The sequence below is a fragment of the Bradyrhizobium sp. Mp27 genome (genome assembly GCF_029953005.1).
Lineage (GTDB): Bacteria > Pseudomonadota > Alphaproteobacteria > Rhizobiales > Xanthobacteraceae > Bradyrhizobium > Bradyrhizobium barranii.
On the sequence record NZ_JASAUS010000171.1, the window covers coordinates 1 to 13,924 of the forward strand.

Sequence of the window (13,924 nt, forward strand, 5' to 3'; positions counted from 1 at the left end):
GCACGCCTCAAGCACCTTGCGATCTTTCCTCGAAAGGTGGACTTCTCTTGCTTCGGGTATCATCCCGACCTTGAATCACGACTCACGTTCCAAGAAAAGTGGGTACTAGTGCCCGAATGCTAAACCATGGCCGATGCGAGTAGGATCGACGAGCAAGAGCAAACCCTGCGCCGGATTACTTCCATACTTGCCGAACGGCCGGAGAAGACCCTCGACCCAAAAGCGCCTAATGGGATCCTCCAACAGACTTAAGTCATAGCAGTTCATACAAACGTACCGATCCCGCCCCCGCCGGGTTCTGTCAGGCGCGCGTTCATTGGACCCGCCGCACAACGGTCAAGGCTTCCGCATCGGTTGGTTTGCCGCCGACATCTGAGTATCCCCACCGGGTGAGCATAGGCTCCCCTCAGGCCGCAGCTCAGGCGCGTGGCGCATGTTTCCCCAACCGGGGGCTAAGGCCGGAAACCTCCGAAGTCGCCGCGAGGAACTACCTTCAACCACTCCGATTAACTTTCGCGGAGAGGCTCATGAAACATGTTGTCGATGGCACGCCCCGCGGTCGCGGTGACCATAGTGGTTGGAGTATCGCCGCGGCGCTCGGCTTGTTGGCCGCGGCATTCCTGGTCGAGCGCTTTGCCCCTTTAGAGGACGAAATCCATCCGCCGCAGGCGGAGGCGAAGCGGGACACCTCCGCTGCCGGCCTGGCGGCAGAAGGCGACGGTCGCGGCCGGAGCGCGACTTCTCCGTCGGAGATCCCGGCGAAAGGGTGGAAAGACATTCTTTGGCGTGTATACGGCAACATCGGCGAACATCGCATTCTCGCGCTGGCCGCCGGTATGACCTACTACAGCATACTCGCGATCTTTCCGGCGATGGCCGCTCTCGTCGCCATCTACGGGTTGTTTTCGGATCCAGGCAGCATCGCCAAGCACCTCGACGACGTGTCCGGCTTCATCCCGGGCGGTGCCGTCGACGTGGCGCGCGAACAACTCACGCGCGTTGCCACCAAGGGAGATCGGACCCTGGGCTTCACATTCGCGATCGGGCTGGGGATCTCGCTGTGGAGCGCGAACGCCGCTATGAAGTCGCTGTTTGACACCTTAAACATAGTCTACGGCGAACAGGAGAAGCGCGGCTTTCTAAAATTGAATGCGATGTCCCTAGGCTTCACCGCCGCCGGGATCGCGTTTGTTATAGCGGCGCTGGGTGCGGTCGTCGTCGTTCCCGTGGTACTGCAGTACATTGGCCTGTCGAACGCAGCCAACCTCCTGGTCCGGATTGGGCGCTGGCCGGCGCTCTTTGTCGTCCTCGCGCTCTCTCTCGCCTGTATCTACCGCTTCGGGCCAAGCCGCCAAGCGCCACGCTGGACGTGGATCACCTGGGGCAGCGCGGCCGCGACCATCCTTTGGCTTGGGGCCTCCGCACTATTCTCCTTCTACGCCGCGAACTTCGGCACCTTCAACCAGACCTACGGCTCTCTAGGGGCGGTCGTCGGTTTCATGACCTGGCTCTGGATTTCGGCAATAGTCATCCTGCTGGGGGCCGAGCTCAACGCCGAGATTGAGCATCAGACCGCGCGTGACACCACGACGGGAGCTCCTAAGCCCCTCGGCGTTCGGGGTGCGCGGATGGCGGACACGGTAGGTGCGGCCGAGGACGCATGAACATGACGAACTTGCTCAAGCTTCGCACCTGGGCTGACAACGAGCACATTCATGCCGTTGTTGAAACGCCGCGTCAAACCACTAAAGGCAAGACAGCGAGCGGTTCATCGTTTGATCGGAATCCACTAACCGCGGCGCACCGCCGTCTGCCGTTTGGCACGAGAGTCCGCGTCATTGATCTTGAAACGAATAAGTCAGTGGTGGTTCGTATCACCGACCGCGGACCATGGGTCCGTGGCCGCGTCCTCGATCTCTCGCTCGCCGCCGCGCGCAGCTTGGGGATTACGAACCGCGGCGTGGCTCAGGTTCGTGCTGAGGTGTTGTAGCAGTCGTCCATTGCCTGCGCAAACACGCGGGCACGCAGGCACACGGGATTGTTGGCGCGACCATCGAGTTCAATTTGGCGGGTCGGATTATTTTCCTTAGATGCGGGCCTAGCCGCGGCGAGCAAGCTCGATTGGCCGCACAGGTGTACGCTGGTGAAAGCGTGGGCTGAAGTCAAGACTTCGAAAGGAGCAGGGGTGAGGCAGCCTCCAGTCGACGCGGTTCTCAAGCGACGTCATGGTCAATGGATGCGATAAAGGTTACATCGGCGAAGCTATTCGCTTTACGAAACGCTACCTGCTATTTGCAACACTAAGAGTGAGTTCGCTCGTCAGACTCTGCCAACTCTCCACGCGTGAGAATGAGGCCGAGCGGCAACTCCAAACGAGGACGGCGAGCGCGGAGATTCCTTCCTCAAGCTCGGTCGAAAGTCTGCGTCATCCTATTAGGAACGCTCTTGTCGGGATCGTGTTGGAGGCTTAAACGCGCGGGGTCCGCCCACACGTTTTGCTCGTGTCTCGCCGCGCGTTGGGGTCGATCATGAAGGGCAAGCTGCCTGGGGAATCTTCAAAATATGCCCAGATGACTTCTTCCGCACAGCAATTTTACAAAGAAGCGACTGCGTGTCGTGACGAGGCCGCTCGCAGTCTCAATCCGAGCGATCGAGAGGCTTGGCTGAAGCTTGCCGACGAATGGGCCGAACTCGCGCTGGCAGCCGAGCGCGGTCAGATTTTTCGCCGGGGATAGGTTGTGGAGGCAGAGCAGCGTGTGCCGCGCGGCGGCTTAAGCCCCTGGGCGCAGTGTGCAATACGGCTTGCCCTGGATGGTCGACCCTTTACGTCCGCGAACCTCACGTCGCTAGACTAATGCGCGCAATCTCTGAGCGCTTGCGGGCGTAGGCTGACAGACGCTGAAGGGAATTGTCGGCTGGGCGTGCACCATGGACAACCTGCATTTGTCGGCCGAGCGTTGGCCACCACTCCCCTTGCCTTTCGCGACGGCCTTGCGCGCAATTATCCCAAGTTGGCCAAGGGTCACGCGGCCTGCCTCCTCGCCTAGAAGCAAAGTACGAGAAGCCGGTGACACCGACCTCTCGCACTCGACCTAGGAGTTTTTCCCGCCTAGCAATCGTTGTCGCGGGTGCCGGTAGTCGCCTTCGACTGTTCAGCTGCCGTCGGCTGGCTTTGCATCTGGCGCTGGGCGTCCTGCGACGAGGTCGCGGTGTTCTCGCTCGCCTTGTTCATGGCTGAAGTTGGCGAATGCTCCTTGGCGCTAGGCGAGGCGGTTCCCGTGGTCGTAGCCGCTTGGCCCGTCGTGACCGGCCCAGAGCCGGCATCGCGGTTAGCTGTATTGCAAGGGCCGCCGAAGGCGATAGTTGAGCTGACGACCAAGACGGCGCCAAGCAGCATTGATTTCGTAAGCATGACAATTTCCTCCTGTTTGCCGGCTAGTGCTTGGCGGAGCCGGGTTCCGCCATTTTGCGATGCTGTTTCGCGAGCGTCTCCGCAGGCGTCACGTTTGCTACTGCAGACTGGATCTTGTTCTTGAGGCCGGTGACAACATCGCCCTCGCCTTTCATCATGACGTCGAAAGCCCTGGCGCGACCATGGCGGGATTGTCTTTCTCCCCTGAGCCCACCTTGGTGTCGAGCATGTCGGCGCGCTTGAAAAACTCGGTCTCGGTCGCGCCCGGCATGAGGCAGGTCACGCTGATTTCCGTATCGCGAAGCTCCTCAGCGCAAACGACAGCCAATTCAAATAGACCTTCGACGCGTTGTACACGGTCTAGAAGCTGCCGGGCGTAAAGCCGGCAATCGAGCCCGCGATCAGAATGCGCCCCTGATTGCGCCGGCGCATGTCGTTTCCGAGCTTATGCAGCAGACAAGCTGTCCCGTCGCATTCGTGTCGATGACATCGCGAATGCGGGCGATCCTGATCGAGAAACGCATGCCTAAGTCCACGCCCGGCATCGCCATGAGCACGTCGATCGGACGGCCCTGATGGCAGCCTGGAACTTGGATGTCTTCCTGCTTGGCGAGGTCGAGGTGAAGAACCTTGACGACCCCCGCGCCAGGCTCACGTCGCAGGTCGGCTGCCGCCTTTTCACTATCCACCTCGTCTGCGGCAATCAGAAGATCATACCCTTCGCGCGCGCATATGCGCGCAAACTCGTAACCGATCCCCGTCGATGCGCGGGTCACGGTTGCAAATTGCCTGTCCATCTCGGCTCTCCGCTATCTCCGAAGTTGCCTTTCCAATCGCGCTAGGCGGCCGCCGTTCCTAACCCGATAGGAACTTCGAGACGCAATCAAGCTTAGCCGTCATCATTCGCTCGGAGTTCCCTACATGAAAGCTCTCACCTGGCACGGCAAAGGCGACATCCGGTGCGAGACCGTGCCGGATCCCAAGATCGAGCATAGACGCGACGCCATCATCAAGGTGACTGCCTGCGCGATCTGCGGTTCGGACCTGCATCTGCTCGACGGCGTCATGCCGAGCATGGAAGAAGGGGACGTGGTGGGCCACGAGACGATGGGCGAGGTCGTCGACGTCGGCAAAGGCAATACCAAGCTCAAGGTCGGCGACCGCGTCGTGGTGCCCTTCACGATCTCCTGTGGTGAATGCTTCTTCTGCAAGAACGGCTTCTACTCCGGATGCGAGCGGTCCAACCCCAACGCCAAGATGGCCGAGAAGATGTGGGGACATTCTCCGGCCGGCTTGTTCGGCTATTCGCACATGCTCGGCGGTTTTGCCGGCGGTCAGGCGGAGTACCTGCGCGTGCCCTACTCCGATGTCGGACCTTACAAGGTCCCGGAAGGTCTCACCGATAAACAGGTGCTATTCCTGTCGGACATCTTTCCGACCGGCTACATGGCCGCCGAGTTCTGCAACATAAAGAGCGGCGAAACAGTGGCTGTCTGGGGATGTGGTCCTGTCGGGCAGTTCGCTATCAAGAGCGCGTTTCTGCTGGGGGCGGAACGCGTGCTAGCGATCGACACCGTTCCTGAACGGCTGGCACTTGCCAGACAATCGGGTGCAATCACGCTCGATTTCCGGAACGACGACATCTACGATCGTATCCAGGAGTTGACCGGCGGGCGCGGCGCGGATGCTTGCATCGACGCCGTCGGCACCGAGCCTGAATCCACTGCCAGCACCGGCTCTGTGATCGACCGGATCAAGGTCGCGACCTTCATGGGAACGGGCAGGCCGCATGTTCTTCGACAGGCGATCGAGTGCTGCCGAAATTTCGGCACGGTTTCGATCGTCGGCGTCTATGGCGGGTATCTGGACAAGATTCCTATGGGCAGCGCCATTAATCGCGGCCTCACCTTCCGGATGGCTAGACCCCCGTCCAGCATTACATGCCGAAGCTTATGGAGCGCATCCAGAAGGGCGAGATCGATCCATCCTTCGTCATCACCCATCGGGCAACACTCGAGGAAGGGCCGGAATTCTACAAGACCTTCCGGGACAAGAAGGACGGTTGCATCAAAGTTGTGATGAAGACTTTCGGAGCCTGACGACTGTCGGCTATCCGAGCAGGATTATAATGGAGAGCACAGACGCGTATTTCGATCGCAAGCTGGAAGAACTGACGCTTCTGAACAGCTGCCTGGCTGCGCCGCTATCACTGGATCGTCCTGGTTCGGTCGACGACGTCATTCGTCGCAAATTTCAGCTAACCGCAGCTCTCAGAGCCGCGCATGAGATGCAGGAGTGGAACGCCACCGAGACCGCATGGGCCGGCAGCGCGCGTCCATTCAGCGGGCCCTTTAAGTTTCGATACGACTATCAACGCGCTGACCTGGCCGTAGAAGGACCATCATTCTATGCGCTCGATAAGCGCCACGTTCGACAAACGACTCTACGCGGCTTCGGGAATGGGGGCGATTGCTTCGCTACTCCTCGCACTCTCCAAGTCGATGAAAGGTGGGGAGGTCGTTGCGCTGCCAGGCTCTTACGGGGAAACATTAGAACTGATCGACGGCTATGCGCAACAATTGCACTTGGTAATCGGGTCGATCGAGAGTTTCTCGACGGACAATGTCTCTCGCAGAGTCCTGTTGCTGGATTCATGCATCGCGTCACGCGATTTCGGCGATGTCGTCAATTGCGGAAAGCTGCATTTCGACCTCATCATCTTCGACACAACATGTTTCACCGCAAGTTCGGGACGTATTGAGCAGGTGGTCAGGTGGTCGAGGCGCCAGGGCGTTCCGCTGATCCTGGTCCGGAGTCACAATAAGTTGGATTCGTTGGGTGCGGAGTACGGGCGGCTAGGTTCCATTACGTTAATCCGCAGCGATTTCGCGACTCAGCGGATACCTCCCTCATGCCTCGAAGAGCTTATGGCAGAAACGCGCAACGCCATAAGGCTCCTAGGCAACGCAGCCTTACCCGCGCACTTTCCGCCATTCGTAGGCACATCCTCTTACCGTCACCTGACGAGAAGGCGTATGGCCTCGATCCTTCGTAACGGTCGTTTCTCCTCCCGGCATTTCGCCTTGAGGCTGCGAGGCGTGCCGTCGCAGTTGCAGTCCGTTCACGGACTATACGTCACGTTGGGATCTCGCGAACCTCTCGACGAAGCGGCAGCCCGGCAGGCGGCCGCAGCCATGAGCGAGGAGCTAAGCGAAGTCGGCTTTCCCATCCGTCACGCTGGAAGTTTCGGCTTTGATTTTGCCGCGACCGAATGGTTTCACGACCTGACGACCGACCGTTACAGCGTCCGCATCGCCGTGCCCGATCTCCCCTCGAGCCTTTGGATCGATCTGACGCGAGCGATCGGCGACTGGTGGCTTGATTCAGTTTCCTGATCCTGAGCGTTAGAGACAATGCTCAGTCAAGGTCAGGCTAGTTATATATCGGCCTTTCAATCCTGGAATAGCCTGCACGGGAAGACCGCTGGGACATATTACGGCATGACCTTCACTGGCGCGAGGTTCCTAACACCACAAGCGAAAGTGCCGCGACCGAGATGGAAGGGATTCTCGATGGCGCTTCAATGGGCATTGGCTTGTTGCCTCCAGGGCGAAGCGGAGCGCAGAGGTACCAAGTGCATCCGTGCTAGCAGCCAAGTTGTCCCTCACGTTACGGTCAGCTTCATTCGTTGGCATAGCGGCGGCAGTGCTTGAGGTATGCAACCTCATGACTCCCGATAAGTGACACCACGCTCGACCACAGCTAGGTCGGCGCGTCCAGCGAATTAGTGCGATGTTTCTCAAGCGAATGCGCCCAGCTCTGTCGCATCGCCTCGTCCATCTCCGTCCATGAGCCTTACCTAATACGCTCGCAGGAAAAGTTAGCTGCTTTCATCGCTTCGTCGATCGTGAGACTGCCGGTATCAAGCTTAAGGTCTTGTGGCAGCAGCTCGCGCACGAACAAGGCGTCAAACTTTGTAGCAATCATCCGTTTGCCGAGCATGGGCGAGAGATGCGTAGCGCCTTCGACAACCCGCCAGCCCGCATCCCGCTTGCGCATCAGAGGGCAAGCGGCCCGATCGTCAACATCTTTGCAGTCCTTGCGACGTAGGGCGGCTCGCTGAAGCCTTGGCCGGGCTGCTTTTGGCTAGGAACAATCGCCTCAACCTCATGTTGCCGTGCATCAATCCTTTTACTTATGGAGCGTTCCAATGGCCGACAAAGATCTAAATGCGCTTTTCCTCGATACGCTCAAGGATATCTACTACGCCGAAAAACAGATCTATAAGGCTCTGCCGAAGATGGCGAAGGCCGCCAATTCCGATCAACTTCGGGCGGCATTTGAAAAACATCACGATGAGACCGAAGGTCAAATCGTTCGCCTCGAACAGATCTTCGAGCTTCTCGAAAAGCCGGCGCGCGGAAAGAAGTGTGACGCGATCGAAGGCATTCTCGATGAGGGCACCGAGATCATGGACGAGTACAAGGGTGAGCCGGCACTAGATGCCGGGCTCTTGGCTGCCGCTCAGGCGGTCGAGCACTATGAGATATCCAGGTACGGGACGCTTAAGAGCTGGGCCACGAAGCTTGGTATGAAGGATGCGGTCAAGTTGTTGGATCAGACGTTGGCCGAAGAGAAGAAGACCGACGATACGCTGACAAAGCTTGCTGAGACGGCAGTCAACGCGGAAGCAGCCTGAACCACCCTGTAAGGATCGGGATGCGCCGCCCTCCGGACGGCCCTTCCCGGCTCTCAATGCAGCGTTGCGTTTCGATTTAGAAAGACAATCACATGAGTGAAAAGTTCAATCCGGCGCCGACTGACAGACACGCCGCCGATCCCAAGCAGGAAATGCGCCGCGATAAGAAGCAAGACGATGAACTTGAGAGAGGTTTGAAAGACAGCTTTCCGGCTTCTGACCCGGTGAGTAGCACGCAGCCCGCAAAGGCCGCGCCTAACGCCTAGTTGGACCTAGTTGGCCGTATGATTTAATCGGATGCATGGCACTTGGCACGTCGTGGGTCGCCCGAACGTCCTCGATGGCCCGGTTTGATTGCTATCTAGGCGGCATACCGGCCTTACTCGCGTTGCTTCCTATGTGCCGCAGGTCCGCGAGGCGTGGCCACGCGGCTCCACGGAGGATCTCTCGCTCTTCATGCTCTGGGCGCTGACCCTCGGTCTCGGGTTTTGGATCGTCTACGGTGTTATTCGATTGGATGATCGTCGGCGCGAACGTGATTAGCGCCACGCTCGCGGCCATCGTTTTCTGCTGCAAGATACGGGATCTCAGGTCGCGAGGCCGCTGTAGAATCCATGGGCCTGACAAACGGAGGCCGAGATGACCGCGATACGAATCCGCCATATGACCACCTATCGTTTTAGAGAGGCAGTACATCTCTCTCCACACCGGCTAATGCTACGCCCTCGCGAAAGCCGCGAATTGCGGCTGATGTCACACATCTTGACGATCACGCCGGACGCTGTGACCATGTGGGCCCAGGATGTGTTTGGCAACACTGTCGCCCTGATCAACTTTGCAGACACAGCCCCGACGCTCGTTATTGGCAGTGAAGCCGATATTCTTCTCGATGCAGTCGATTGGCCGGTATTCGATATCGCTGCCTCGGCCCTTTCATACCCGTTCCGCTACTCCGACGAAGAATGGACCGACCTCGGCGCATTAACTATTGCCCAATACCCTGATCCGGGCGGGCGACTGCAAGACTGGACGAGAGGGTTTATACGTAGCAACCCAACCGATACGCTTTCACTGCTCAAAGACCTGAACGCCGGAGTCGCCCAGCGCGTTCGGTACCAAAGCCGTGAAATCGAGGGCACGCAATCTCCCCAGGAGTCACTCGACCGCGGCTGGGGATCGTGCCGCGACTTTGCAGTCTTGTTCGCCGAATCCGCGCGAAAGCTCGGCTTCGGCGCGCGGCTCGTCTCCGGCTACCTCCACGACCCGAGCCATCAGCTCCTAGGTTCGGGCGATGCTGGCTCGACCCATGCTTGGGCCGAGGTGTTCCTACCAGGCGCGGGCTGGGTCACCTTCGACCCGACGAATCGCAGCGTCGGTGGTCGAAATCTGATCCCCGTCGCAGTTGCCCGCGATATCAGCCAGTGCATGCCCGTATCAGGAAGCTTCTTTGGCCCAAGCGATGGCTTCTTGAGCATGCGCGTGACTGTCTCGGTCACCGCCTAACGCATCTCCGGATTATTCCACCGATCGATACGTCGAGTGCACGGCATGGGTCGTCCCCGAGTCCAGTATCGGGAGAGTAAATGGCAGCGCCTTACTCTTTGGCTTTGAGATCGCAAATCCTGCGTTTCAGATGGCACGTCATAGTCGTCCACTAGCCTTTCGGTCTGCTCCTTGGCCTCTTCAAGGGATCGACAAGCCGCTAACTATGGCCATCCGGGCCTAGGATGTAGGCGCGACATTCAATCATTCCGGTGGTGCCAGACCGGGCGACCTCAACCACGCGCCGGTCTCGGCTTGCCTGGCCTTGCGGATTGTGCGCTCCCGTTCGATACGGGTGGAAGCGACTGAGCCTTCTCACGAAGACGCCTTGCCTCTTCTGCAAGGCGTTCCTCAAGGGACATAATTTGCTTGAAACGGCAACGGTGCTGCATAGCGCTGCTCCATTCCTGAGGAAGGCGGGAGCGCTAATGGCGTTCTCATCACCGATAAGAGCCAGGACAAGGCGAGATCGCCCTGATGAACTGCGCCAAGGGGCGGACCGCCGTAGTGCTCGCAATCCAAACATGTCCGGCGACAACGTCAACAAGCCGGATCGCAGGCTGCTCGCGAGCGCATTATGCCAACGGTAGCGCCCGCTCATTCCGGAGTAACGGTGCGCAACCTCTTTACCGAGACAAACGTCCACCAATCCCGAGCCTGGATAAGAGGGTGCGATCGGCTCTTTGCCTAATCTGTTCGAACGTGCATTGAGAAGGCTTTTTGTCCGGTCGCCACCTGATGATCGAAGTCCCGTGACGGAAGCGACCGCCGGTGAAATGATCGTAGGACACTTCGACCACATATTTCGGCTTGACCGGCTGCCATTCTGGCGATCGCTTCGTCGACCAGCGACTGGGACCGCCAGGGGCATTTCCTGTAAAGCTCTGAGCTTGCTTGACGGCTTCGAGCTTGTCGGTCAAAGCCGGCTTGTCCTTTGCTTTGATCCCCGACGAGAATCCAACGTGGTGCAGCAACCCGTCGTCATCGTAGAGCCCGAGAAGAATCGACCCGACGACCTGCCGGCCCGCCAGACGGTTTTCGCCGTAGCGAAAGCCGCCGATGACACAGTCCGCACTACGATAACGCTTGATCTTTTGCATACCCTCTCGATTGCCGGCCTGATATGGAAGGTCGAGGCGCTTCGCGATGACGCCATCGCTTCCACCGCCCGCCGACGCGAGCCAACGTTGGGCATCCCTCAGCTTCGAGCTGGCCGGCGAAAGGCGAAACAGGTTTGCCTTCGAGAAGAAACGAGCGGCGAAATTCTCCAGAAGTGGTCGCCGCTTGGCGAGAGGCTCACCCGCCAGATCGCTTCCGCCTTTCAGCAAGAGGTCGAACGCGAGGAACAAGGCCGGGCTCTCTGCCGCCAATTTCTTCACGCGGCTTGCAGCAGGGTGAATGCGCTGCAACAAATTATCGAATGAGAGTTGACCGCTGGTCGGAACGACGATCTCGCCATCGAGGACGAAGTGTTTTTCGCGGACCGCAAGCGCGCCGGCCATGACTTCGGGAAAGTACCGGTTGAGGTTCTGCCCGGACTTCGAATGGAGGTCGACTTGCTCGCCCTCCCGCACCAGAAGGCAACGGAAGCCATCCCACTTCGGTTCGTACAGCCATAGCTCGCCGATCGGAATGGCGTCGACCGAACGGGCTTCCATGGCCTCGATTGCGATGCGGTGCTTTTTCACGCCGCTCAGTCTTCCACACGAGCGAGAGGCCCGATGGCAGGAGCGTTGATTGGCTGTCCGTCGACATCGAACATCGATCCATGACAGGGGCAGTCCCAACACGTCTCAAAGCTGTTCCAATGCAGGTGACAACCCACATGCGTGCAACTCGCCAACCTCAGGTGCAGCGCACCTGCCTCGTCTCTAAAGGCTGCAAGTTTTTTCAGTCCACGCCGCACGACCGCGCCTTTGCCAAGCTTGAGATCGTCCAGTGAGTTAATCTCGCCAGGCGCCGCATACTCGGCAAAGCTTTTAAGTGCGGTACTGTTCTCAGTCACAAAGTTCTTCGCGGCCTTAAGAGGAACCCGGCCCGGCTCGTAGATGTCTTTCCAGGGGTGATCCTCACCAAAAACGAGGCTCGTATTCAGCATCGCGCCGGCGACACCGTGCGTCAGGCCTTGCCCGGAATCGCCCATCGCGACGTAGATATTCTTGCCGCCGGAATCCCGTCCGATGAAGCCGGCATAATCGATTGTATCGAGCACCTGCCCGGACCAGCGATGCGTCTCTTTGCCGAGGCCGGAAACCAGGCTGCGGGCCCAGGCTTCCAGTCTGTCAAAACGCTCATCAGCGTCGTCTGCCTCTCCGCTTTTGTGATCTTCGCCTCCCACCAGCACATAGTCGGTATTGGCGGGACCGGGCTGCAGGCGGACATAATGGTAAGGATCTTCAGTGTCCCAGTAGAGCGCGTCAGGTATCGCACCGCGCTTAATCTCGAAGGTGATAACATAGGTCCGATAGGGAGCCGTCTTCGTGTGGATGGCAAAGCGGTCGGAGATCGAAGAGTTGGTTGCGACAACGGCATGTTTGGCGCGAATGGTGCCGCGCGCGGCTTTAACCGTCACGACACCATTGTCTTCAGTCACTTCGTCGACCGGACTGTCTCGGAAAAAGGTCACGCCATTCTCACTGCAGGCCTTTGCCACCCCGGCCAGATATTTGAGGGGATGAAAAGTCGCTTGCCGGGGATAGCGCAGAACGTGGCGGCCCTCGCACCCCTTGAGGGATACGCCCATCAGCCGGTGGACGGGAGCTCCGACCTCGCGGACCGCATCCATTTCCTGGTCGATGATATCGGACGGCATGTCCCGCCCCTGAAAGAGATAGCCGTCAAGCCTGCGAAAGTCGCAGTCAATCTTCTCTATCTTCTGGATTTCCTCGATGCGGTCGATGGCAGCCGCCTGGCTGTCGCAAAAGAGCTTTGTCGCCTCGTGCCCCCTGATCTTCGTCATTTCGCTGACGAGATCGTCGCACAAAGGAGCAAGGTGAGCCGACGTCCTCGACGTCATGCCACCGCAAATGCGGCCGCGGTCGATGACAATGACGGACTTGCCGCGCTGGCAAAGCTCATACGCCGTTGATATCCCAGCGATCCCGGAACCAATCACGGCGACGTCGCACTCCTGCGCGCCATCGAGCACGCGCGCATCAGGTGCGACGTCAATATCCATCCAGAGCGATTTGCTGGTCATGATGTTCTCCAAACACGTGAGAACGTTCCCATGTCAGGCAGAGTTCCAATTCTACGTGTCAGACCTTGAGTACAACGGCCAGCATGCGCCTGAAGGTCGTCGCGTTCTTGGGAGCGTGCGCGTCGTTGTCATTGTTGAAATAGACCCAGGCCCGCTTCGCACCGCTCGCCTTGATCCTTTTGGCCCAGATCTCCAGCTCGCTCTTGGAATAATCGTGACGATACCATCGCTTTGGGCCGTGCAGGCGGATGTAGAGTTCATCGCTCGTCCGAACGAGTTCGTCCGGGAAGCGTGGCCCGCTGCAGGAGCAGAAGATAATCCCCGCGATACGAAAAGCCTCATAGACCTCTTCATTCCACCAACTCGCGTGCCGAAACTCCACGACGTTGCGACGCTCGGGATCCAGCTGGCTGACAATGTCATTGAGACGGGTCTTGGTGTAACGATAGCTCGGCGGCATTTGAAACAGAAAGCAGCCCATCCGGTCACCCAAAATGTCGGCGATCATTCCAAAATCCCGGACGAGCGTCTTTGTCGCTTTGAATCGTTTCACGTGGGTGATGAGTTCGGAGACTTTGACAATGTAGATGAACTTCTTCCTCCCGGGCTGCCGCCGCCAGGATTGAACACCGGCGACTGTCGGCCACGAGTAAAAGGATGCATTGATTTCGACAGTGTCGAAACGCGTTAAATAATGTTTAAACCACTCGGTTTGCGGCACGTCTGCATAGAATGAGTCCCCCATTTCCAATAACGCCAGCCGGAGCATCCGACGTGGACAAACTGCCTGTGCCGCGGCGGATCCTTTGGACGGTCAGTTTTTGTCTTGAGGCGAGCAGCATGCATCTTTGCGGCACGCTTGATATTGTCCTCGCGCTGCTTTTCGCGTCGCAGACGTCTGCGTTCTCGGAGCTCCTCGGGCGTCAATTCGATCCGCGTCGGTGGTGCCATCTGCGAACGACAGAGCTGGCCCCGGTTGTTTGGACAGCGCCCCGCTGGATTTAAGTGGATTCCTGCCGGGTTATGCTGAACGCGGGGCTTTACGGTTTTGTCGTTGCGTCGGGAGGGCGTA

Annotated in this window: 16 protein-coding genes and 2 pseudogenes; 9 read left to right on the forward strand and 9 right to left on the reverse strand. The window is 58.7% G+C overall.

The genetic code is table 11. The annotated features are described in order from the left end of the window. The first annotated feature begins 527 nt into the window (after nucleotides 1-527). The 3 genes from QJT78_RS42995 (at nucleotide 528) to QJT78_RS43005 (ending at nucleotide 2,735) form a co-directional block, all read left to right on the forward strand. Entirely contained in the window at nucleotides 528-1,664 is a 1,137-nt protein-coding gene (locus QJT78_RS42995; RefSeq protein ID WP_038945134.1) for a YihY/virulence factor BrkB family protein, read from the forward strand. Continuing rightward, nucleotides 1,661-1,990 (forward strand): septal ring lytic transglycosylase RlpA family protein, encoded by a 330-nt coding sequence (locus QJT78_RS43000; RefSeq protein WP_063711519.1) that lies wholly within the window; start codon nucleotides 1,661-1,663, stop codon nucleotides 1,988-1,990. Before QJT78_RS42995 ends, QJT78_RS43000 begins: the two co-directional genes overlap by 4 nt. Before the next feature lie 538 nt (nucleotides 1,991-2,528). Beyond that, complete coding sequence (locus QJT78_RS43005; RefSeq protein ID WP_157790259.1) at nucleotides 2,529-2,735, forward strand: hypothetical protein; 207 nt, start codon at nucleotides 2,529-2,531, stop codon at nucleotides 2,733-2,735. 374 nt (nucleotides 2,736-3,109) lie between these two features. On the opposite strand, the gene QJT78_RS43010 is transcribed toward QJT78_RS43005, so the two are convergent. From QJT78_RS43010 to QJT78_RS43025, 4 genes are all read right to left on the reverse strand, one after another. Further along, nucleotides 3,110-3,412 carry a hypothetical protein gene (locus tag QJT78_RS43010; RefSeq protein WP_028153932.1) on the reverse strand — a complete coding sequence of 101 codons (303 nt, stop codon included), beginning with the start codon at nucleotides 3,410-3,412 and terminating at the stop codon, nucleotides 3,110-3,112. A 23-nt stretch (nucleotides 3,413-3,435) separates the two neighbouring features. Further along, nucleotides 3,436-3,570: a hypothetical protein gene (locus tag QJT78_RS43015; protein WP_281460611.1), complete on the reverse strand. Its 135-nt coding sequence runs from the start codon at nucleotides 3,568-3,570 to the stop codon at nucleotides 3,436-3,438. Then, complete coding sequence (locus QJT78_RS43020; RefSeq protein ID WP_281460612.1) at nucleotides 3,567-3,695, reverse strand: hypothetical protein; 129 nt, start codon at nucleotides 3,693-3,695, stop codon at nucleotides 3,567-3,569. Before QJT78_RS43020 ends, QJT78_RS43015 begins: the two co-directional genes overlap by 4 nt. A 118-nt stretch (nucleotides 3,696-3,813) precedes the next feature. Beyond that, entirely contained in the window at nucleotides 3,814-4,209 is a 396-nt protein-coding gene (locus tag QJT78_RS43025; RefSeq protein WP_281460613.1) for an SDR family NAD(P)-dependent oxidoreductase, read from the reverse strand. A gap of 124 nt (nucleotides 4,210-4,333) precedes the next feature. On the opposite strand from QJT78_RS43025, the pseudogene QJT78_RS43030 reads away from it, so the two are divergent. Next, nucleotides 4,334-5,511, forward strand: a pseudogene (locus QJT78_RS43030) (zinc-dependent alcohol dehydrogenase). A 309-nt stretch (nucleotides 5,512-5,820) separates the two neighbouring features. Beyond that, a complete protein-coding gene (locus QJT78_RS43035; RefSeq protein WP_309248383.1) occupies nucleotides 5,821-6,807 on the forward strand; it encodes a hypothetical protein in 987 nt (328 codons plus the stop codon). A 460-nt stretch (nucleotides 6,808-7,267) separates the two neighbouring features. Here QJT78_RS43035 and QJT78_RS43040 read toward each other — a convergent pair whose 3' ends face one another. Next, complete coding sequence (locus tag QJT78_RS43040; protein ID WP_028154607.1) at nucleotides 7,268-7,471, reverse strand: DUF2252 family protein; 204 nt, start codon at nucleotides 7,469-7,471, stop codon at nucleotides 7,268-7,270. 151 nt (nucleotides 7,472-7,622) lie between these two features. Here QJT78_RS43040 and QJT78_RS43045 point away from each other — a divergent pair, with 151 nt between their 5' ends. The 4 genes from QJT78_RS43045 to QJT78_RS43060 all read left to right on the forward strand — a co-directional run bounded on the left by QJT78_RS43045 (nucleotide 7,623) and on the right by QJT78_RS43060 (nucleotide 9,614). Continuing rightward, the gene (locus tag QJT78_RS43045) at nucleotides 7,623-8,111 is read left to right on the forward strand and encodes a ferritin-like domain-containing protein (RefSeq protein WP_028154608.1); all 489 of its coding nucleotides are present in this window, start codon (nucleotides 7,623-7,625) and stop codon (nucleotides 8,109-8,111) included. Between the two features lie 92 nt (nucleotides 8,112-8,203). Continuing rightward, nucleotides 8,204-8,377, forward strand: coding sequence for a hypothetical protein (locus tag QJT78_RS43050; RefSeq protein WP_193375989.1), 174 nt, complete (start codon nucleotides 8,204-8,206; stop codon nucleotides 8,375-8,377). A gap of 133 nt (nucleotides 8,378-8,510) precedes the next feature. After that, on the forward strand, nucleotides 8,511-8,654 hold the full coding sequence (locus QJT78_RS43055; protein ID WP_240537787.1) for a PQ-loop domain-containing transporter: 144 nt from the start codon (nucleotides 8,511-8,513) through the stop codon (nucleotides 8,652-8,654). Nucleotides 8,655-8,750: 96 nt separating this feature from the next. Continuing rightward, complete coding sequence (locus QJT78_RS43060; RefSeq protein ID WP_038945136.1) at nucleotides 8,751-9,614, forward strand: transglutaminase family protein; 864 nt, start codon at nucleotides 8,751-8,753, stop codon at nucleotides 9,612-9,614. A 243-nt stretch (nucleotides 9,615-9,857) separates the two neighbouring features. On the opposite strand, the pseudogene QJT78_RS43065 reads toward QJT78_RS43060, so the two are convergent. The 4 genes and pseudogenes from QJT78_RS43065 to QJT78_RS43080 all read right to left on the reverse strand — a co-directional run bounded on the left by QJT78_RS43065 (nucleotide 9,858) and on the right by QJT78_RS43080 (nucleotide 13,621). Next, nucleotides 9,858-10,045 (reverse strand): annotated as a pseudogene (locus tag QJT78_RS43065) (hypothetical protein). Between the two features lie 234 nt (nucleotides 10,046-10,279). Continuing rightward, complete coding sequence (locus tag QJT78_RS43070) at nucleotides 10,280-11,311, reverse strand: ATP-dependent DNA ligase (RefSeq protein ID WP_038945137.1); 1,032 nt, start codon at nucleotides 11,309-11,311, stop codon at nucleotides 10,280-10,282. Nucleotides 11,312-11,346: 35 nt separating this feature from the next. After that, complete coding sequence (locus QJT78_RS43075; RefSeq protein WP_028153857.1) at nucleotides 11,347-12,852, reverse strand: FAD-dependent oxidoreductase; 1,506 nt, start codon at nucleotides 12,850-12,852, stop codon at nucleotides 11,347-11,349. 58 nt (nucleotides 12,853-12,910) lie between these two features. After that, nucleotides 12,911-13,621, reverse strand: coding sequence for a DUF72 domain-containing protein (locus QJT78_RS43080; protein WP_309248384.1), 711 nt, complete (start codon nucleotides 13,619-13,621; stop codon nucleotides 12,911-12,913). Nucleotides 13,622-13,924 lie beyond the last annotated feature (303 nt).